This is a genomic window from Streptomyces sp. NPDC029169 (genome assembly GCF_055563935.1).
Window position 1 is genome coordinate 155,516 of record NZ_JBVHXA010000008.1, and the last position, 19,531, is coordinate 175,046.

General features: G+C 71.2%; 18 protein-coding genes. 9 read left to right on the forward strand and 9 right to left on the reverse strand.

Annotated features, from left to right (window positions below):
• Positions 1-126 precede the first annotated feature (126 nt).
• From ACZ4VI_RS17695 to ACZ4VI_RS17725, 7 genes are all read left to right on the forward strand, one after another.
• Complete coding sequence (locus ACZ4VI_RS17695) at positions 127-1,323, forward strand: outer membrane protein assembly factor BamB family protein (RefSeq protein ID WP_468000115.1); 1,197 nt, start codon at positions 127-129, stop codon at positions 1,321-1,323.
• A gap of 49 nt (positions 1,324-1,372) precedes the next feature.
• Complete coding sequence (locus ACZ4VI_RS17700; protein WP_468000116.1) at positions 1,373-3,169, forward strand: outer membrane protein assembly factor BamB family protein; 1,797 nt, start codon at positions 1,373-1,375, stop codon at positions 3,167-3,169.
• A 181-nt stretch (positions 3,170-3,350) separates the two neighbouring features.
• Positions 3,351-4,040 (forward strand): helix-turn-helix transcriptional regulator, encoded by a 690-nt coding sequence (locus ACZ4VI_RS17705; protein WP_468000117.1) that lies wholly within the window; start codon positions 3,351-3,353, stop codon positions 4,038-4,040.
• A 145-nt stretch (positions 4,041-4,185) separates the two neighbouring features.
• Entirely contained in the window at positions 4,186-5,229 is a 1,044-nt protein-coding gene (galT, locus tag ACZ4VI_RS17710; RefSeq protein ID WP_468000118.1) for a galactose-1-phosphate uridylyltransferase, read from the forward strand.
• On the forward strand, positions 5,226-6,191 hold the full coding sequence (gene galE, locus ACZ4VI_RS17715) for a UDP-glucose 4-epimerase GalE (RefSeq protein WP_468000119.1): 966 nt from the start codon (positions 5,226-5,228) through the stop codon (positions 6,189-6,191). The genes galT and galE overlap by 4 nt, the downstream gene beginning before the upstream one ends.
• On the forward strand, positions 6,188-7,336 hold the full coding sequence (gene galK / locus ACZ4VI_RS17720) for a galactokinase (RefSeq protein WP_468000120.1): 1,149 nt from the start codon (positions 6,188-6,190) through the stop codon (positions 7,334-7,336). Before galE ends, galK begins: the two co-directional genes overlap by 4 nt.
• A gap of 307 nt (positions 7,337-7,643) precedes the next feature.
• A complete protein-coding gene (locus ACZ4VI_RS17725) occupies positions 7,644-8,417 on the forward strand; it encodes a LuxR C-terminal-related transcriptional regulator (protein ID WP_468000121.1) in 774 nt (257 codons plus the stop codon).
• Here the strand turns inward: ACZ4VI_RS17725 and ACZ4VI_RS17730 are convergent.
• Entirely contained in the window at positions 8,376-8,873 is a 498-nt protein-coding gene (locus ACZ4VI_RS17730) for a MarR family winged helix-turn-helix transcriptional regulator (protein ID WP_468000122.1), read from the reverse strand. The two genes, ACZ4VI_RS17725 and ACZ4VI_RS17730, sit on opposite strands and share 42 nt — an antisense overlap.
• Positions 8,874-9,004: 131 nt before the next feature.
• Between ACZ4VI_RS17730 and ACZ4VI_RS17735 the strand changes: the two genes are divergently transcribed.
• Positions 9,005-9,847, forward strand: coding sequence for a trans-aconitate 2-methyltransferase (locus ACZ4VI_RS17735; RefSeq protein ID WP_468000123.1), 843 nt, complete (start codon positions 9,005-9,007; stop codon positions 9,845-9,847).
• 79 nt (positions 9,848-9,926) lie between these two features.
• On the opposite strand, the gene ACZ4VI_RS17740 is transcribed toward ACZ4VI_RS17735, so the two are convergent.
• From ACZ4VI_RS17740 to ACZ4VI_RS17755, 4 genes are all read right to left on the reverse strand, one after another.
• Complete coding sequence (locus tag ACZ4VI_RS17740; protein ID WP_468000124.1) at positions 9,927-11,645, reverse strand: FG-GAP-like repeat-containing protein; 1,719 nt, start codon at positions 11,643-11,645, stop codon at positions 9,927-9,929.
• A 174-nt stretch (positions 11,646-11,819) separates the two neighbouring features.
• Entirely contained in the window at positions 11,820-12,065 is a 246-nt protein-coding gene (locus ACZ4VI_RS17745; protein WP_468000125.1) for a hypothetical protein, read from the reverse strand.
• Positions 12,066-12,085: 20 nt separating this feature from the next.
• Complete coding sequence (locus tag ACZ4VI_RS17750) at positions 12,086-12,772, reverse strand: TetR/AcrR family transcriptional regulator (RefSeq protein WP_468000126.1); 687 nt, start codon at positions 12,770-12,772, stop codon at positions 12,086-12,088.
• Positions 12,769-13,746 (reverse strand): acyl-CoA desaturase, encoded by a 978-nt coding sequence (locus tag ACZ4VI_RS17755; protein ID WP_468000127.1) that lies wholly within the window; start codon positions 13,744-13,746, stop codon positions 12,769-12,771. The genes ACZ4VI_RS17750 and ACZ4VI_RS17755 overlap by 4 nt, the downstream gene beginning before the upstream one ends.
• 228 nt (positions 13,747-13,974) lie before the next feature.
• Between ACZ4VI_RS17755 and ppc the strand changes: the two genes are divergently transcribed.
• On the forward strand, positions 13,975-16,704 hold the full coding sequence (ppc, locus tag ACZ4VI_RS17760) for a phosphoenolpyruvate carboxylase (protein WP_468000128.1): 2,730 nt from the start codon (positions 13,975-13,977) through the stop codon (positions 16,702-16,704).
• A gap of 67 nt (positions 16,705-16,771) precedes the next feature.
• On the opposite strand, the gene ACZ4VI_RS17765 is transcribed toward ppc, so the two are convergent.
• The 4 genes from ACZ4VI_RS17765 to ACZ4VI_RS17780 all read right to left on the reverse strand — a co-directional run bounded on the left by ACZ4VI_RS17765 (position 16,772) and on the right by ACZ4VI_RS17780 (position 19,344).
• Entirely contained in the window at positions 16,772-17,479 is a 708-nt protein-coding gene (locus tag ACZ4VI_RS17765) for an LPXTG cell wall anchor domain-containing protein (RefSeq protein WP_468000129.1), read from the reverse strand.
• A 99-nt stretch (positions 17,480-17,578) separates the two neighbouring features.
• Entirely contained in the window at positions 17,579-18,022 is a 444-nt protein-coding gene (locus ACZ4VI_RS17770) for a hypothetical protein (RefSeq protein ID WP_468000130.1), read from the reverse strand.
• Positions 18,023-18,061: 39 nt separating this feature from the next.
• Complete coding sequence (pth, locus tag ACZ4VI_RS17775) at positions 18,062-18,658, reverse strand: aminoacyl-tRNA hydrolase (RefSeq protein ID WP_468000131.1); 597 nt, start codon at positions 18,656-18,658, stop codon at positions 18,062-18,064.
• A gap of 89 nt (positions 18,659-18,747) precedes the next feature.
• Positions 18,748-19,344, reverse strand: a complete 597-nt coding sequence (locus tag ACZ4VI_RS17780) for a 50S ribosomal protein L25/general stress protein Ctc (RefSeq protein WP_468000132.1) — start codon at positions 19,342-19,344, stop codon at positions 18,748-18,750.
• Positions 19,345-19,531 lie beyond the last annotated feature (187 nt).

Sequence of the window (19,531 nt, forward strand, 5' to 3'; positions counted from 1 at the left end):
GAACCCTCCCCCCCCCTCCCCCCCTCCCCCCCCCCCCCCCCCCCCCCCCCCCTCCCCCCCCCCCCCCCCCCCCCCCCCCCCCCCCCCCCCCCCCCCCCCCCCCCCCCCCCCGCCGGCGATGCGCGGGTGCTGTGGCTGCGCAGGAACCACCTCGACGTGCCCGGTCTCGGCGGCCATGTCTTCGGCCCCTGGGTCGTCGGCGACACCGTCGTCACCGCGATGTACGACACGGTCACGGCGGTGTCGGTGGCCGACGGCACCGTGCGGTGGAACCTGCCGCTCGACGGCGGGATCTGCCAGGCCCCCCAACTCGCCTCCGCCGACGGCAAGATCGTCCTCGCCCTCCGGGACCGGGCAGGCTCGGGCAGCGTCGAGTGCCGGAACCTCCAGATGATCGATCTGCGGACCGGCCGGACGGGCTGGCGGCAGAAGATCGCTAAGGAGGGCGACTGGGACATCTTCGAGTACTCCCTCGCCATCAGCGGGAACACCGTCGCCGTCGGACGGGCCCAGTTCTCCACGGCCTACCGGCTCAGCGACGGGAGCAGACTGTTCGGCAAGTGGCCGGGCAACGGCTGCCAGCCGTACGCGTACGCCGGCGGGCCCAAGCTCGTCGCCGCGGTCTCCTGCCCGACGAACGACGTCGACAAGCCGCAGGAGGAGATCCACGAGGTCGACCCGCTGACGGGCAAGTCCCGCTGGAAGTACCGGCTTCCGGTCGGCTACCGGGTCAAACACGTCTACTCCGTCCGCCCGCTCGTCGTCGCGGCCGCCAACCGCGCCGAGGGCAAGGAGGGCGTGGTCGTGCTCGACGAGGACGGGACCAAGCGGTCCTCGCTCCAGGGCCGGGACCAGTACGCGGCGGGGTGCGGCGCCGACGTCGCCGACGAGGGCAACCTGCAGACCTGCCAGGTCGTCGCGGACCGCGACACCTTCTACATGGCCACCGCCCGGCCGGTCGGCAAGGACGCGGCCAACGCGATCGTCGCCTTCGACCTCGACACCGGCGCCGAGAAGCGGCGCATCGAGGGACCACCGGGGCGGGACATCCGGCCGCTGCGGATGGAGGGCGGCACGCTGCTCGTCCAGGTCTCGGCGATCGTGGGCCAGCCCGGTGCGCTCGCCTCCGTCGCGCCGGGCGCGCGCGAGACCACCGAACTGCTGCGCCTGCCACGGTCGACCACCCGCGTCGAGGCGCGCTTCACCGGCAACGGCAGGGCGGTGTACGTCGACGGCCGCTACCTCCTCGTGCGGGGTGCGGTCGTCGGCGAGTCCGACGCCGAGGAGAGGGAGACGGAGATGCTGATGGCCTTCGGTAAGTGACCCCCCGTTCGTCGATCGACCCTTCCGACACCTCAGAGGTACCCACACCATGACGCAGCCGCCCCCGCCCCCGCCGAACCAGCCCCCGGGCCCCCCGCCGAACCAGCCGCCGCACGGCGGGTTCGGCGCGCCGCAGGATCCGCCGCCGGGGGGCTTCGGCGCGCCCACGCCGCCGCCGAACCAGCCGCCCAACCAGCCGCCGAACCAGCCCTCGTACGGCTATCCGCAACAGCCGCCGGCCCAGCCCCAGTACGGCTACCCGCAGCAGCCGCCGACGCAGCCGCAGTACGGGTATCCCCAGCAGCCTCAGCAGCCGCAGTACGGGTACCCGACCCAGCCGCAGCAGCCCTACGGCTATCCGCAGGCGCCCGCGCCCGTGGCCCCCGGCGGCGGCAAGAAGCTGTCCTCGCAGATGCAGATCATCATCGCCGCCGTGGTCGCCGTGGCCCTGATCGTCGGCGGCGGGCTCTGGTACGCCAACTCCGGTGGCGGCGAGGAGAAGAACACCGCGGGCGGCACCACCGGCTCGAACGAGGGCCAGAACAAGGGCGGCAACGGCCTCGGTGGCAACGGCAAGGAGAAGGCGCCCGCCAACACCCAGGCCACGCTCAAGTTCCAGCTGCCCGAGCCCCGGGTCGAGGACGTCACCGACGTGGGCGGCTCCTGGATCACCGACAAGGCGTACGTGAAGACCGGCGTCAACTCGATCGTCGGCTACGACCTCGACAAGGGCACCCCGGTCTGGACCCTGGCCCTGCCCGGCCAGGTCTGCGGCACCTCGCGCCACGTCACCGCCGACAACAAGACGGCCATCCTCTTCGAGGCGACCAAGCGGGTCGGGCCGAAGTTCTACCAGCCGTGCACCGAGGTCGGTGTCGTCGACCTGTCCGCCGGCAAGCTGATCTGGCAGACGTCCGTCAACACGGGTGACAGCAAGGCGAAGTTCAGCGAGATCACGCTCAGCGGCACGACCGTCGCGGCCGGCGGCACCGACGGCGGCGCCGCCTTCGACCTGGCCAACGGCAACCCGCGCTGGAAGCCCCAGGCCAACGCCCAGAACTGCTACGACATGGGCTACGGCGGCGGCGAGGGCCTCGTCGCGGCGCGGAAGTGCGGGTCGTACGGCAGCCAGTACGTCATCATCCAGAACCTCAACCCGACGACCGGCGCGCCCGTTTCGCAGTTCAAGATGCCCACGGGCGTGGAGTACGCCGCGATCGTCTCCACCAAGCCGCTCGTGGTCGCCGCCGACGTCGGCGACACCGCCGACGACGGCAGCGGTATCTCCGACTTCTTCTCGATCGACGAGAAGACCGGAAAGCTGAAGGCGAAGATCGCGGCGGCCTCGGACCGGTTCGCGGCCCGCTGCCGGTCCACCGAGGTCGAGAACTGCAACAAGGTCGTCGTCGGCAACGGCCGGCTCTACCTGCCGACCGAGGAGCACGAGGGCACCACCGGCGAGTACGGCGACGAGACGAACGAGATCCTGTCGTTCGACCTGGCGACCGGGAAGCAGATGCCCGAGAAGGCCGACGCGGGCGACCGGTACAACCTGATCCCGCTGCGCATGGACGGCGGCAACATCATCGCGTACAAGATGCCGCCGTACGACAAGGGCGGGCAGATCGTCTCCATCGACGGCGGCACCATGAAGCCGACCACGCTCCTGGAGAACCCCTCCGACAAGACGGTGCGCGACGCGGAGGGCAGCTTCTCGGCGGACTACGCCGAGATCCTCTACGCGAACGGCCGGATGTACATCTCCGCCGTCATGCTGAGCAAGCCGCGCGAGTCGTCCTCGACGAGCGACAAGGAGTACCTGGCGCTGGCGTTCGGCACCGGCTGACCCCACCACCTGTACCCGGCGCGGCCCGGCGCATCGATTCACTCGATGCGCCGGGCTGTTTGCATGGGGCCCCGATGGGCGAGTATTCGACAGTCCGGGGGGACAAGCGTGTAGCTTGCCGGGTCATCGACAGTGGCTGGGGCCGCGGGACGGCCTCAGGGGGGAACTGAGGGGTTGCTCGATGGGCGTGCGGCTCATGGTGGTCGACGACCACCGACTGCTCGCCGAGGCGCTGGCCTCGGCACTGAAACTGCGCGGGCACCGCGTGCTCGCGGCGGCCGCCCCGGTGGCGGGCGCGGCGGAGCTGGTGGTGAGCCGGGCGCCCGAGGTCTGTCTGCTCGGCACGGCCGCCCCGGCCGAGCCGGGCGCCTTCGACCCGATCGTACGGATCAAACGTGAGCGGCCGCAGGTGGCCGTGGTCGTGCTCGGCCCGGTGCCCTCGCCCCGCGGGATCGCGGCGGCCTTCGCGGCCGGCGCCTCGGGCTACGTACGGCACGACGAGCGCATCGAGGGCGTCGAGCGGGCGCTGATCAAGGCGCGGGCGGGGGAATCGGCGGTGGCGCCGCAGCTCCTTCAGGGGGCCTTCACGGAGCTCCTCAACCCGGCGGCCCAGCCCGACGACGAGGGGCAGCGGCTGCTGCGGATGCTGACGCCGCGCGAGGTCGAGGTCCTCGTCCGGGTGGCGGAGGGCGAGGACACGCGGCTGATCGCGGCGGGGATGGGGATCGCGCCTAGTACGGCGCGGACGCATGTGCAGCGGGTGCTCATGAAATTGGGGGTCGGCTCCCGTCTGGAAGCCGCCGCCCTGGCCGCGCGGACGGGCTTGCTGGACCACGCGCCCCTGCCGGGGCCCCGGGGCGAACGGCCCTAAAGGGCGCCGGTCTCCGGAGTTGTGCCCACCCGTTCCGCCCTGCGGAACGTATGCCCACAACGGGGAGGGCCGGTTTGGCGTTGACTCGGATGTTTGATTGTGGTTCCTTGTGCGTGGTTCTGTTGGTTCTCCGCTGAGGACACCCGTGAAGAAGACCGTCACCACCCTCGCCGACGGGCGCGAGCTCATCTACTACGACGCAGGGGACGACGCCGTCCGTGACGCCGTCGACGCCCGGCCGCTCGATCCCGTCTCCTCCGCCTCCGAGATCCGGTACGACGCGCTGCTCGGGGACTCCGTCGCCGTCGCCTCGCACCGTCAGGGGCGGACCTATCACCCGCCGGCCGACGAGTGTCCGCTCTGCCCCTCGCGCGACGGGCGGCTGAGCGAGATCCCCGCCCCGGAGTACGAGGTCGCCGTCTTCGAGAACCGTTTCCCCTCGCTCTCCGGGGACACCGGCCGGTGCGAGGTGGTCTGCTTCACCTCCGACCACGACGCCTCCTTCGCCGACCTCACCCCCGAGCGGGCGGCGCTCGTGCTCGACGCCTGGACCGACCGGACCGCCGAACTCGCCGAGCGGCCCGGCGTCGAGCAGGTCTACTGCTTCGAGAACCGCGGCGCCGAGATCGGCGTCACCCTCGGCCACCCCCACGGCCAGGTCTACGCGTTCCCGTACGTCACCTCCCGCACCGACCTGATGCGGCGCCGGGCCGCCGAGCACCGGGCCGCCACCGGGCGGAACCTCTTCGACGACGTCGTCGCCCGGGAGCGGGCCGACGGCGTCCGCGTGGTCCTGGAGAACGAGCACTGGATCGCCTTCGTGCCGTACGCCGCGCACTGGCCGTACGAGGTGCACCTCCACCCCATCCGGCGGGTGCCCGACCTGCGGGCGCTCGACGAGGAGGCCCGCACAGCCTTCCCACAGATCTATCTGGAACTCTTGAGGCGCTTCGACCGGATCTTCGGACCCGGCGAGCCGCCCACGCCGTACATCGCCGCCTGGCACCAGGCGCCGTTCACCGGCGCGGACCGTGACGAGTTCGGGCTGCACCTGGAGCTTTTCACCGTCCGCCGGGCGCCCGGCAGACTGAAGTACCTCGCGGGCACCGAGTCCGGCATGGGCGCGTTCATGAACGACGTACCGCCGGAGGCGGCGGCCGAGCGACTCCGAGAGGTGGCGAGCAAGTGAAGTACCTGGTCACGGGTGGTGCGGGCTATGTGGGCAGCACCGTCGCCCGACATCTGATCGAGGCGGGCCACGAGGTCACCGTCCTCGACAACCTCTCCACCGGCTTCGCCGAGGGCGTCCCGGCCGGCGCCGCGTTCATCGAGGGTCGCATCCAGGACGCGGCGCGGTGGCTCGACGCCACGTACGACGGCGTCCTGCACTTCGCCGCGTTCTCCCAGGTCGGCGAGTCGGTCCTCAAGCCGGAGAAGTACTGGGAGAACAACGTCGGCGGCACGATGGCCCTGCTGGCCGCCATGCGTACGGCCGGCGTCCGCAAGCTGGTCTTCTCCTCCACCGCTGCCACCTACGGCGAACCGGAGTCCGTCCCGATCACCGAGGCCGCGCCGACCGCGCCGACCAGCCCCTACGGCGCCTCCAAGCTGGCCGTCGACCACATGATCGGCGGCGAGTGCGCCGCCCACGGCCTCGCCGCTGTCTCGCTGCGGTACTTCAACGTGGCCGGCGCGTACGGGGGTTGCGGCGAGCGCCACGACCCCGAGTCGCACCTCGTCCCGCTCGTCCTCGAGGTCGCCCTCGGCCGGCGCGAGGCGATCAGCGTGTACGGGGACGACTACCCGACCCCCGATGGCACCTGCGTACGCGACTACATCCATGTCGCCGACCTCGCCGAGGCCCACCTCCTCGCGCTCGGCGCCATGACCCCCGGCGAGCATCTGATCTGCAACCTCGGCAACGGCAACGGCTTCTCCGTGCGCGAGGTCGTCGAGACAGTGCGCAAGGTGACCGGGCACCCTGTCCCCGAGATCATGGCCGCGCGCCGCCCCGGCGACCCGGCCGTGCTCGTCGCCTCGGCCGAGACCGCGCGCGAGCGGCTCGGCTGGATTCCGTCCCGCCCGGACCTGGCGGACATCGTGCGGGACGCGTGGGCGTTCGCGAGAGAGAGGGAGCTGGAGCGCGGATGAACGTGGCGGATGTAGCGGGCGAGTTCGAGGCGCTGTACGGGGCGGCGCCGGAGGGCGTCTGGGCCGCACCCGGGCGCGTCAACCTGATCGGCGAGTACACCGACTTCAACGACGGCTTCGTCATGCCGCTGGCCCTGCCGCACACCGCGGTCGCCGCCGTGTCCCGGCGCGACGACGGGGTCCTGCGGGTCCACTCCGCCGACATCGAGGGCGGGATCGTGCAGCTCGACGTCGCCTCGCTGGAGCCGCTCTCCGGCACCGACTGGGCCGCGTACCCGGCCGGTGTCGTCTGGGCGCTGCGCGAGGCCGGGCATCCGGTCACCGGGGCGGACATCCACCTCACGTCGACCGTGCCGACCGGCGCGGGCCTGTCGTCCTCCGCCGCCCTGGAGGTCGTCACCGCGCTCGCCCTGAACGACCTGTTCGAGCTCGGTCTGACCCGTCCCGAACTCGCCGTTCTCGCCCAGCGCGCGGAGAACGCCTTCGTCGGCGTCCCGTGCGGGGTGATGGACCAGATGGCGTCCGCGTGCGCGGTCGAGGGCCACGCGCTCTTCCTGGACACCCGTGACCTCTCGTACCGGCAGGTGCCCTTCGACCTGGCCGCGCAGGGGCTGCGGCTCCTCGTGGTGGACACCCGGGTGAAGCACGCGCTCGGGGACGGCGCGTACGCAGAGCGGCGCGCGGGGTGTGAAGCCGGTGCGCGGGCGCTCGGCGTGCGCACGCTGCGCGAAGTCCCGTACGCGCACCTATCCGATGCTCTCGCGCGTTTGAGCGACGAATCGGTTCTCCGCTATGTCCGGCACGTCGTCTCCGACAACCACCGGGTCGAGCGGACGATCGCCCTCCTCGACGCCGGGGACGCGGCGGCCGTCGGCCCTGTCCTCACCGAGGGGCATGCCTCGCTCCGGGACGATCTGCGCGTCTCCTGCGCCGAGTTGGACCTCGTGGTCGAGGCGGCGAACGCGGCCGGCGCGCTCGGGGCGCGGATGACGGGCGGCGGTTTCGGCGGCTCGGCGATCGTGCTCGTGGCGGTGGAGCGGGCGGACGCCGTGGCGGCGGCGGTCGAGAAGGCCTTCGCCGAGGCGGGGTTCGCCGCGCCGAGGATCTTCCCCGCGGTGCCGTCCCAGGGGGCCCGCCGGGAGTGAGGGGGACTGGGGCGCGTGTGCGAACACCTTCGGAATTGTCGACTTCTGTCGCGACGGTGCCCTTGTGGCACAGGAGTTGACACTGTGTTCGGTCAGTTCTCCCAATCGCCTTTCACGGCGGCGCCCCGCCCGTACTCTGATGCACAGCGCCGGTGGGGGCCGGTGCTGATCAGGGGGCGAGGCCAGTCGGGTACGGCGCCCGGGACGGGGTAACAGTCACTGCACGGCGGCGGCCGTGCGATCGACGGACCCTCGTCCCCCGGCGCCGTACCCGCGCCGGTTTGTTCCTCGACACTTGGGGGTGTCCGTGGCTCGTATCCGGGTCCTGGTGGTGGACGACCACCGCATCTTCGCCGAGTCGTTGGCAGCCGCCCTCGCGGCGGAGCCCGACGTCGACGTCTCCGCCGCGGGCAGCGGTCCGGCGGCTCTGCGCTGTCTGGACCGGTCGGTCGCCGAGGGGCGCCGGTACGACGTGATGCTGGTCGACGCCGACCTGGGCACGGTCGCAGGCCCCGCCACCTCCCTCGCGGTCGCCAAGGCCGTACCGGACGGTGGTGAGGGCGTCGTCGACGGCATCTCGCTTGTCGCCGGGGTCCGTTCGGCTCAGCCCGCCGTCCGTACGGTCGTGCTCGCCGAGAAGGACGACCCGCACCGCGCGGCGCTCGCGCTGCAGGCCGGGGCCTCGGGCTGGGTGGCCAAGGACTGCTCGCTGCAGCGGCTCCTCGCCGTGATCCGCGGTGTCCTGCGCGACGAGACGCATCTGCCGCCCGCGCTGCTGACCGGTGTCCTGCGGGAGCTGACGGCGGCCCGCAGGCACCGCACCGAGAGCGAGCAGCTCGTGGAGTCGCTGACTCCGCGCGAGCGCGAGGTGCTGCGCTGCATGGTGGCGGGTCTGGGCCGCAAGGCGGTCGCCGAGCGGCTCTTCCTCTCTCCGCACACCGTCCGTACGCATATGCAGAACGTGCTGGGGAAGCTGGGCGTGCACTCCACGCTCGCCGCGGTCGCGCTCGCGCGCCGGGCCGGCGTCGGACCCGCCGAGCTAGCCGGGGACGTTGTCGAACGGGGCGGTCAGCTGGCGTAGCAGGCCCGCCAGTTCGCCGCGTTCGCCGCGCGAGAGCTGCGCCAGGATGGCCCGCTCCTGGGCGAGCAGCCCGGCGAGTGCCTGGTCGGCCCGGTCGCGGCCCTCGGGGGTGAGGCGGACCAGGACCCCGCGCCGGTCGCTGGGGTCGGGAAGCCGCTCGACCAGGCCCTTCTTGGTGAGCCGGTCGATGCGGTTGGTCATGGTGCCCGAGGTGACCAGCGTCTGGGTGAGGAGCTGGCCGGGGGAGAGCTGGTACGGGGCTCCCGCGCGGCGCAGCGAGGTGAGGACGTCGAACTCCCAGGGCTCCAGCTGGTGCTCGGCGAAGGCGAGTCGACGGGCGCGGTCGAGATGGCGGGCGAGCCGCGAAACGCGGCTGAGCACCTCGAGCGGTTCCACGTCGAGGTCCGGGCGCTCGCGGCGCCATGCAGCGACCAATCGGTCGACCTCGTCCTCCATGACGATCAGTGTAGAGGGTCTGTTGACATAAAGTCTCTTGACGTCAAGATATATTCTGCTGGACTATGGGGAAGGACCGGGCCGGGACCTAGTTCCGCTTCGGCAGCTCGTTCCAGCAAGGGGGCTCGAACATGCATTCCGCACCATCGTCCGCATCCGCCGCACCAACCTGGGATCCCCAGCAGTACCTGCGGCATTCCGGCCACCGGACCAGGCCGTTTCTCGACATGCTCGCCCGAATACCGCGCCTTCCCACCGTGGCCGGCGCCGCCCGGATCGCCGATCTGGGCTGCGGCCCCGGCAATGTGACCGTCCTGCTCGCCGACCGCTGGCCCGACGCCCACATCACCGGCTTCGACCTCTCCCCCGACATGCTGGAACGGGCCGAGAAGGACTGGGCCGGCACCACCGCCGGTGGCGGCTGGCTCGACTTCCGGCCCGCCGACGCCGCGCACTGGATCCCCGAAGAGCCCTACGACCTGATCGTCTCCAACGCCGCCCTCCAATGGGTCCCCAACCATCCCGAGTCCTTCGCCCCCTGGATCGACGCCCTCAAGCCCGGCGGAACGTTCGCCTTCCAGGTCCCCGGCAACTTCACCGCGCCCAGCCACGCCCTGCTCGGCGAACTCTGCGACATGCCCCAGTGGCGCGATCGGCTCGACGGCGAGGGCCGCCGCTTCGTCCACATTCTCGAACCGGCCGACTATCTCCTGCGCCTGACCGGCCTCGGCTGCGCGACCGATGTCTGGGAGACCACCTACTCACAGCTCCTGCCCGGCGAGGACCCGGTCCTCGACTGGGTCAAGGGAACGGCGCTGCGCCCCGTACTGACGGCCCTGGAGGGGGACCAGGAGGCGACGGACGCCTTCCTCGCCCAGTACCGCGACCTGCTGCGCGCGGCCTACCCGCCGGGCCCGCGCGGCACGGTCTTCCCGTTCCGCCGCATCTTCGCGGTGGCGACCAAGCCGCTGTGACGGCGGCCCCGTTAGGCACACGAAGACGCCCCGCACCGGAGGACCGGTGCGGGGCGCCTTCGTACACGTACAGCAGCCGTTATGACATCGCGTTGTAGATCTTGAAGCCGTAGCCGATCTTGGTCCGCGCCGTGAACTTGTTCGGGGCGGCGTTCAGGTAGCGGTACAGGTCGCCCGCCGAGTCCACGCCCAGCAGGTCGCCCTTGCCGTCGGCGTTCAGGTCGCCGGGGGCGACCAGGTGGGTGTACGTGTTCCAGCCGCTGCCGAGCTTCACCCGCGACTTGAACGGCGTGGCCGCGACACCCGTGCCCGGGTACAGGTACAGGTCGCCGCCCGAGGTACGGGCCACGATGTCGGTGCGGCCGTCGCCGGTGTAGTCGCCCGCACCGAGGATCTTGTTGTACATCCCCCAGCCGCTGCCGACCTTGATCCGGGAGGCGAAGCCGTTGCCGACGCCGTTGCCCCGGTACAGGTACAGGTTGCCCGAGCCGTCACGGGCCAGCAGGTCGCCCTTGCCGTCGCCGCTCAGGTCGCCGGGGCCGACCAGCGCGTTGTAGATGCCCCAGCCGCCGCCGACGTAGTTGCTCTCGATGTACAGGGCGCCCGAGGCGACCTCCGCGAGGTCGGAGGAGTTGTCGGGGTTCAGCGAGGACAGATGCGTGAAGTTGGCACCCGCCCAGCCGCCCGTCTCGCTGTACTGCTGGCGGGCACCGAGCTTGCCGTCGGTCCCACTGCCGTACCAGTACAGCGTGCCGCCCGTGTTCCGGGCCAGGACGCCTTCCTTGTTGCCCAGGACCGGGTTGTTGCCCGCCCCGCCGAACTGCGGGACTCCGCCCCAGCCGCCGGCGGTGCCCACCTGCTGGCGGGTGGCCAGGGTGCCGTCGCCCTTGCCGGTGTAGTACCAGAGCGTTCCGGCCATGTCCCGGGCGAGCAGCTCGCCGTTGCCGTCGCCGTTGTCGTCGCCCACGGGAAGGATCTGGTTGTAGATGCTCCAGCCGCTGCCGATCTTCACCCGCGCGGCGAACGGCCCGCCCTTGTCGCCCGTACCGGCGTAGAACCACAGGTCGCCGGTGGTGTCGCGGCCGATCAGGTCGGCCCAGCCGTCGCCGTTGTTGTCGCCGATGCCGAGGAGCTGGTCGTAGATGTTCCAGCCGCCGCCGAGGAGCACCCGCGAGGAGAACGGCGCGTTGCGGTCGCCGGTGGCGTAGTACAGGTAGAGGTTGCCGCTGTAGTCGCGGGCGACGAGGTCGGCCCGGCCGTCGTCGTTCACGTCACCGGGCGCGACGATCTTGTTGTAGATCTGCCAGCCGCGACCCGTCCAGGCCTCGCTCGCGCTGGTGGGCGTGGCGTCCGTGTACAGGGTGAGCGCACCCTGCTCCGAGAGCATCAGGACCTCGGGGCCACTGGGCTCCGCGTCCTGGTTGCCGATCGGGATGATGTCCTTCGCGGCCTCCGTGCGGTAGACGGAGAAGGGCTCCTCGCCGCCCGCAGTGGTGTAGATCTGGCCGTTCCACGTGCGGTAGATCAGGTCGCTGTAGCCGTCGCCGTCGAAGTCCGAGAGCTTCGGGGACGCGCCGACCCCGTCGGCCGCGGCGGCACCCGCGCGGGCGCCGTCCGTCGTCGGCCGGGTCAGCTTCGGCGGGGTGAAGTCGGTCGCCGGCTTCTCGACGGCGGGGCGCGGCGCGGGCTGGTCGGCCGAGGCCGGGGTCGCGAGCAGCATGCCCGCGGAGAGAACGAGAGCGGTGCAGGCCGCGAGGCGGCGCGCACGCGTGGAGTGCGTGGAGTGCGCAGAACGCAAGATCCCCCCCAGGGATCAGAGAATCAACGGACCGGGTGCAGGGGGTCCGCGACACCTCCGTAAGCACGTACGGAGGGCGAACACCACCCCGGATGGAGGGGAGCATACCTCTGCCCGACGACAGCGGATCAACGCATATCCACGGCAGCCGAGGCCCCGCCCCGGCTGCCGGACTCAGCCCTTGCCGCGTGCCTCAGCCTTGCCGTGCACCTCAGCCCTGCCGTGCGCCTCAGCCTTGCCGTGCACCTCAGCCTTGCCGCGTGCCTCAGCCTTGCCGTGCACCTCAGCCCTGCCGTGCACCTCAGCCCTGCCGTGCGCCTCGGCCCCGCCGTGCGTCAGCCTGCCGTGCACCTCAGCCCTGCCGTGCACCTCAGCCCTGCCGTGCGCCTCGGCCCCGCCGTGCGTCAGCCTGCCGTGCACCTCAGCCCTTGCGCGCAGCCTCAGCTCTTGCGGTGCCCTATCAGCCTCGGCTTCTGCTCCAGGCCGTCGAGTCCGTGCCACGCCAGGTTCACCAGGTGCGCCGCGACCTCCGCCTTCTTCGGCTTGCGGACGTCCAGCCACCACTGGCCCGTCAGCGCCACGCTCCCCACCAGCGCCTGCGCGTACAGCGGCGCCAGCTTCGGGTCGAAGCCCCGGGCCTTGAACTCCAGACCCAGGATGTCCTCGACCTGCGTCGCGATGTCGCTGATCAGCGACGCGAACGTGCCCGTCGACTGGGCCACCGGCGAGTCACGGACCAGGATCCGGAAGCCGTCCGTGTACCGCTCGATGTAGTCGAGCAGCGCGAACGCCGCCTGCTCCAGGAGCTCACGCGGGTGGCCCGCCGTCAGCGCCCCGGTCACCATGTCGAGCAGCTGGCGCATCTCCCGGTCGACCACGACCGCGTACAGCCCCTCCTTGCCGCCGAAGTGCTCGTACACCACCGGCTTGGAGACCCCGGCCTTCGCCGCGATCTCCTCCACCGACGTGCCCTCGAAGCCCTTCTCGGCGAAGAGCGTCCGGCCGATGTCCAGCAGCTGCTCCCGGCGCTCCGCGCCCGTCATCCGCACCCGGCGGCCACGCCGGGGTTTGTTCTCGCTGCTGCCGGTACCGCTGGTACTGCCGTCGATCGCCACGTTCTCCATCATGCCGCGTCTGCGGGCTCGCCCCGGCGCCGGGCTTCGATGCGGGAGGCGTTCGGCCAGCGCACGTCGTACGCCCAGCCCAGCTGCTCGAACCAGCGGATCAGCCGCGCGCTGGAGTCGACCTGGCCGCGCAGCACCCCGTGGCGCGCCGACGTCGGGTCCGCGTGGTGCAGGTTGTGCCAGGACTCGCCGCAGGACAGCACGGCCAGCCACCACACGTTGCCCGAGCGGTCACGCGACTTGAAGGGCCGCTTGCCGACCGCGTGACAGATCGAGTTGATCGACCACGTCACGTGGTGCAGCAGCGCGACCCGGACCAGCGAACCCCAGAAGAACGCCGTGAACGCGCCCCACCAGGACATCGTCACCAGACCGCCGACCAGCGGCGGGATCGCCAGCGACAGGATCGTCCAGTAGATGAACTGCCGCGAGATCGCCCGGATCGCCGGGTCCTTGATCAGATCGGGCGCGTACTTGTGCTGCGGCGTCTGCTCCTCGTCGAACATCCAGCCGATGTGCGCCCACCACAGGCCCTTCATCAGCGCCGGCACCGTCTCCCCGAACCGCCACGGCGAGTGCGGGTCGCCCTCCGCGTCGGAGAACTTGTGGTGCTTGCGGTGATCCGCCACCCACCGCACCAGCGGGCCCTCCACCGCCAGCGAGCCCATGATCGCCAGCGCGATCCGCAGGGGCCGCTTCGCCTTGAAGGAGCCGTGCGTGAAGTAACGGTGGAAGCCGATCGTGATGCCGTGACAGCCGATGTAGTACATCGCCACAAGCAGGCCCACATCGAGCCAGCTCACGCCCCAGCCCCACGCCAGCGGCACCGCGGCGAGGAGCGCCAGAAAGGGCACCGTGATGAACAGCAGCAGCGTGATCTGCTCGATCGATCGCTTGTTGTCCCCGCCGAGCGTGGCGGAGGGCAGATCCGAGAGGTCCTGGCCGGTGTTTTCGAGCACCTCGGGACTGGAGGTCATGAGTGTCCCCTGGAGGGTGAGGGTGAGGGAATGGAGCCGCGCCTACGGGACCGTAACCTACGGCGACGTAAGTATGGCAGCGTGAAGCCGCGCGGCAAGAGGGCACAAGCAAAGGGCCGCGGGCGGCGCCGTGAACACCGGCACCTATCCTGGGACCGTCGGACAGCGCGGTCCGCAAGCCTCCAGTACCCCTCCAGACGTGCTCAAACACTGCAAGGAGTCGCACCTGTGAGCAGTGCCGACCAGACCCCCACAGCCAGCGCCGAGCTGCGTTCCGACATCCGCCGACTGGGCGATCTGCTGGGCGAGACGCTCGTCCGCCAGGAGGGCCACGAGCTTCTCGACCTCGTCGAGAAGGTCCGCCGGCTGACCCGTGAGGACACCGAGGCCGCCGCCGAGCTGCTGGGGGAGACCGACCTGGAGACCGCCACCAAGCTGGTGCGCGCCTTCTCCACCTACTTCCACCTGGCGAACGTCACCGAGCAGGTGCACCGCGGCCGCGAGATGCGCGAGAAGCGCGCCGCCGAGGGCGGCCTGCTCGCCCGTACGGCCGACATGCTCAAGGACGGCGACCCGCAGCACGTCCGCGACACGGTACGGAACCTCAACGTGCGGCCCGTCTTCACCGCGCACCCCACCGAGGCCGCCCGCCGCTCCGTCCTCAACAAGCTGCGCCGGATCGCCGCCCTCCTGGAGACCCCGGTCATCGAGGCCGACCGGCGCCGCCACGACCTGCGGCTCGCCGAGAACATCGACCTCATCTGGCAGACCGACGAGCTCCGGGTCGTCCGCCCCGAGCCCGCCGACGAGGCCCGCAACGCCATCTACTACCTCGACGAGCTGCACGCCGGCGCCGTCGGCGACGTCCTGGAGGACCTCGCCGCCGAGCTGGAGCGCGTGGGCGTCGAGCTGCCCGCCGGGACCCGCCCGCTGACCTTCGGCACCTGGATCGGCGGCGACCGCGACGGCAACCCCAACGTCACCCCCCAGGTGACCTGGGACGTCCTGATCCTCCAGCACGAGCACGGCATCACCGACGCCCTCGACCTCATCGACGAGCTGCGCGGCTTCCTCTCCAACTCCATCCGCTACGCGGGAGCCACCGAGGAACTCCTCACCTCCCTCCAGCGCGACCTGGAGCGCTTGCCGGAGATCAGCCCCCGCTACAAGCGCCTCAACGCCGAGGAGCCGTACCGCCTCAAGGCCACCTGCATCCGGCAGAAGCTCGTCAACACCCGCGAGCGCCTGGCCCAGGGCACCCCGCACCAGGAGGGCCGCGACTACCTCGGCACCTCCGAGCTGGTCCACGACCTCGCCCTGGTCCAGACCTCGCTGCGCGAGCACCGCGGCGCCCTGTTCGCGGACGGCCGGATGGACCGCACCATCCGCACCCTGTCCGCGTTCGGCCTCCAGCTCGCCACCATGGACATTCGCGAGCACGCCGACGCCCACCACCACGCGATCGGCCAGCTCTTCGACCGGCTCGGCGAGGAGTCCTGGCGGTACGCCGACATGCCCCGCGACTACCGGCAGAAGCTGCTCGCCAAGGAGCTGCGGTCGAGGCGTCCCCTCGGGCCCACGCCGGCCCCGCTGGACGCGGCCGGTGCCAAGACCCTCGGCGTGTTCGGCACCATCAAGGAGGCCTTCGAGCGCTTCGGCCCCGAGGTCATCGAGTCGTACATCATCTCGATGTGCCAGGGCGCCGACGACGTCTTCGCCGCCACCGTCCTCGCCCGCGAGGCCGGCTTGCTCGATCTGCACGCCGGCTGGGCCAAGATCGGCATCGTGCCGCTCCTGGAGACCACCGACGAGCTCAAGGCCGCCGACGTCATCCTCAACGACATGCTGGCCGACCCCTCCTACCGCCGGCTCGTCTCGCTCCGCGGCGACGTCCAGGAGGTCATGCTCGGCTACTCCGACTCCTCCAAGTTCGGCGGCATCACCACCTCGCAGTGGGAGATCCACCGTGCCCAGCGCCGCCTGCGCGACGTCGCCCACCGGTACGGCGTACGGCTCCGGCTCTTCCACGGCCGCGGCGGCACCGTCGGCCGCGGCGGCGGCCCCTCGCACGACGCGATCCTCGCCCAGCCCTGGGGCACCCTGGAGGGCGAGATCAAGGTGACCGAGCAGGGCGAGGTCATCTCCGACAAGTACCTCATCCCGTCCCTGGCGCGGGAGAACCTGGAACTGACGGTCGCGGCCACCCTCCAGGCCTCCGCCCTGCACACCGCGCCCCGCCAGTCCGACGACGCCCTCGCCCGCTGGGACGCGGCCATGGACACCGTCTCCGAGGCCGCCCACACCGCGTACCGGCGCCTGGTCGAGGACCCCGACCTGCCGTCGTACTTCTTCGCGGCGACCCCGGTCGACCAGCTCGCGGACCTGCACCTCGGCTCCCGGCCCTCGCGCCGCCCCGACTCCGGCGCGGGCCTGGACGGACTGCGCGCCATCCCATGGGTGTTCGGCTGGACGCAGTCCCGGCAGATCGTCCCCGGCTGGTACGGCGTCGGCTCCGGCCTGAAGGCGCTGCGCGAGGCAGGTCTGGACGCCGTACTCGGCGAGATGTACGAGCGCTGGCACTTCTTCCGCAACTTCCTCGCCAACGTCGAGATGACGCTCGCGAAGACGGACCTGCGGATCGCCCGCCACTACGTCGACACGCTGGTGCCTGACGAGCTCAAGCACGTCTTCGCCACCATCGAGGAGGAGCACGAACTCACCGTCGCCGAGGTCCTGAAGGTGACGGGCGGCCAGAAGCTCCTGGACTCCAACCCCGTGCTCCAGCAGACCTTCGCCATCCGCGACGCCTACCTGGACCCGATCTCCTACCTCCAGGTGGCCCTCCTCGCCCGCCAGCGCGCCGCCGCCGAACGCGGCGAGGACCAGGACCCGCTGCTCGCCCGGGCGCTGCTGCTCACGGTGAACGGCGTGGCGGCGGGCCTGCGCAACACCGGCTGACGCCACCCCCATACGACAGTGCCCCCGCCGGAATCACTTCCGGCGGGGGCACTTGGCGTTACGGGGTTCAGTGCTGCTGGGCCTTGCGGCGGCGCGTCACCATGAACGCACCGGCACCCGCGAGGGCGACGGCGACGGCGGCGATGATGCCGACGGGGGCGCTGGAACCGGTCTCGGCCAGGTCACCGGTGCCGGTGCCGTTGCTCGCCGAGGCGGACGGGGTCGCACCGGCCGCGGCGGAGTCCGTGGCGGACGGCGTGGTGCCCGGCGTCTCGGAGGCGCCCGGGGTGCCGGACACCGACGTGCTCGGGGTGACCGAGGGGGTGCCGGTCGACGGCGTCGGCTTCGGCTTCTCCGAAGCGGGGCAGGTGTGCGAGAGGTTGAACTTGTCGTGCTGGACGCTGCCCGTGATCTCGGCGTCGATCGAGACGAGCTTGGCACCCGGCTGCGAAGCCACGTAGGCGTGCTTGTCGGAAGGCGGACCGAACGTCGTGATGGTCTGCGTGCCGCCCGGCTCGAAGGTCACCGTCAGCTTGGCCCAGTGACCGTCGTTGCCCGGCAGCACGAAGTGCCAGCCGTCCATGTTCGCGGGGATGTCGGCGCAGTTGCCGAAGCCCTTCTGCGGAGCACCCTCGTCCGTCGCCGTACGCGGGAGCGTCTGACGCAGCGTGGGGTGGGTCGGGTCGCCGTCCGTGGCCGAAGCCGCCGGGGCCAGCACCAGAGAGGTCGCCATGGCCGCGACCAGCGCGCCGGCGGGGATGAGGGATCGTCGCATCTGCAGTCGTCCATCTGGGAGAAGAGGGTTGCCGTGGGAGGTGGCGGGGAGCAGCCTAGCCGTACCTTTAAGTCACCCTTAACCCAAGGGGCATAACAATCAGAGCGCGAAGAACGCCCCCACCAGCAACACCCCACCCACACCGGCCATCGACCACGCCGTCCGCGTCAGCCGCAGCCCGCCCCCGACGAGCGGCGCCGCCAGCAGCAGCGCCCCGCCCAGCGGCAGCCAGGCATGCAGACCGCCGCCCCACCCCGTACGCACCGCCTCGCTCGTCCCGGGCTTCACGACCACCGGCAGTGTCTGCCCCTTCGCCGCCGCGACCGAGTGCGCGATGGTCAGGGTGGTGTGCGGCGACGGCGGACCGTCCGGGACATAACGGCCGCTGCACGTCTCCTCGTTGCAGCCGGTCACCATCAACGTGCCGTGCTCACGGCCCTTGGGGAGCAGGACGTGCTGCGCCGTGCCCCAGGACGACCAGGCCCCCGCGACGAGGAGCAGCAGGACGACGAGGGCCATGGCGGCGTTACGGGCGTGCGTCATGACCCGCGATCGTACAGTCGTACGGCGAACGGGCCACCCTCAGGAGTTGTACGCGGACTGCGCGCGCTCCAGACCCTCCGCCACCAGGCACTCAACAGAGTCCGCCGCCCGGTCAACGAAGTAGTCGAGCTCCTTGCGCTCCGCCGAGGAGAAGTCCTTCAGGACGAAGTCCGCCACCTGCATCCGCCCCGGCGGACGGCCGATACCGAACCGCACCCGGTGATAGTCCGCGCCCATCGCCTTCGTCATCGACTTCAGACCGTTGTGGCCGTTGTCCCCGCCGCCGATCTTCAGCCGCAGCACGCCGTAGTCGATGTCCAACTCGTCATGGATCGCCACGATATGCGCCGTCGGCACCTTGTAGAAGTCGCGCAACGCCGTCACCGGACCACCCGACAGGTTCATGTACGACATCGGCTTCGCGAGGATCACCCGCCGGTTCGCCGGCCCCGGCGGACCCATCCGGCCCTCCACGACCTGCGCCTGCGCCTTCTGCGCCCGCTTGAACTTCCCGCCGATGCGCTCGGCGAGCAGGTCCACGACCATGAAACCGACGTTGTGGCGGTTGGCCGCGTACTCGGGCCCGGGGTTGCCGAGGCCGACGATCAGCCAGGGGGCGTTGGCGTCGTCCGTCATCTGCGTCGTCTCCCTCGTATGTGTACAGAAGAAACGGGGTGACGGGCCGCACGGCCCATCACCCCGTCACGTCAGGCAGAGCCTACGGCTCAGGCCTCGGCGCCCTCGGCGGCCTCGCCCTCGGCGGCCTCGGCAGCCGGCTCCTCGGCCTGCGCGGCCAGGATCTGGATGGCGACGGCGTCCTCGTCGGTCACCAGGGTGGTGCCCTTCGGCAGCGCGATGTCCTTGGCGAGGATGGAGGCGCCGGCCTCCAGGCCCTCGATGGAGACCGTGACGGACTCGGGGATGTGGGTGGCCTCGGCCTCGACGGAGAGCGTGTTCAGCACGTGCTCCACCAGGAAGCTGCCCGGGGCAAGCTCACCCTCGGTCTCGATGACGACCTCGACGGTGACCTTCTCGCCGCGCTTCACGAGAAGCAGGTCGACGTGCTCCAGGAAGCCCTTCAGCGGGTCGCGCTGCACGGCCTTCGGGATCGCCAGCTCGTTCTTGCCCTCGAGCTCGAGCTCGAGCAGGACGTTCGGGGTGCGCAGGGCGAGCAGCAGCTCGTGGCCCGGCAGCGTGATGTGGACCGGCTCGGTGCCGTGACCGTAGAGAACGCCGGGGACCCTGCCCTCGCGGCGGACGCGGCGCGCCGCACCCTTGCCGAACTCGGTACGGGTCTCGGTGGCGAGCTTCACCTCGGACATGTGCACTCCTCGTAGATGGTGACGAATGTGACTGTCACCCGGCCACGACTGGCGATGGCCTGCTACGAAGAGCGCGTCGATAACGGACCGCCGCACCACACCGGGTACGGCCTCCCTCGCCGAGCAACTACGACAGTCTAACCGCCCCCGGCCCCGCCACCCAATTGGATCACTGCCGATCACTGCC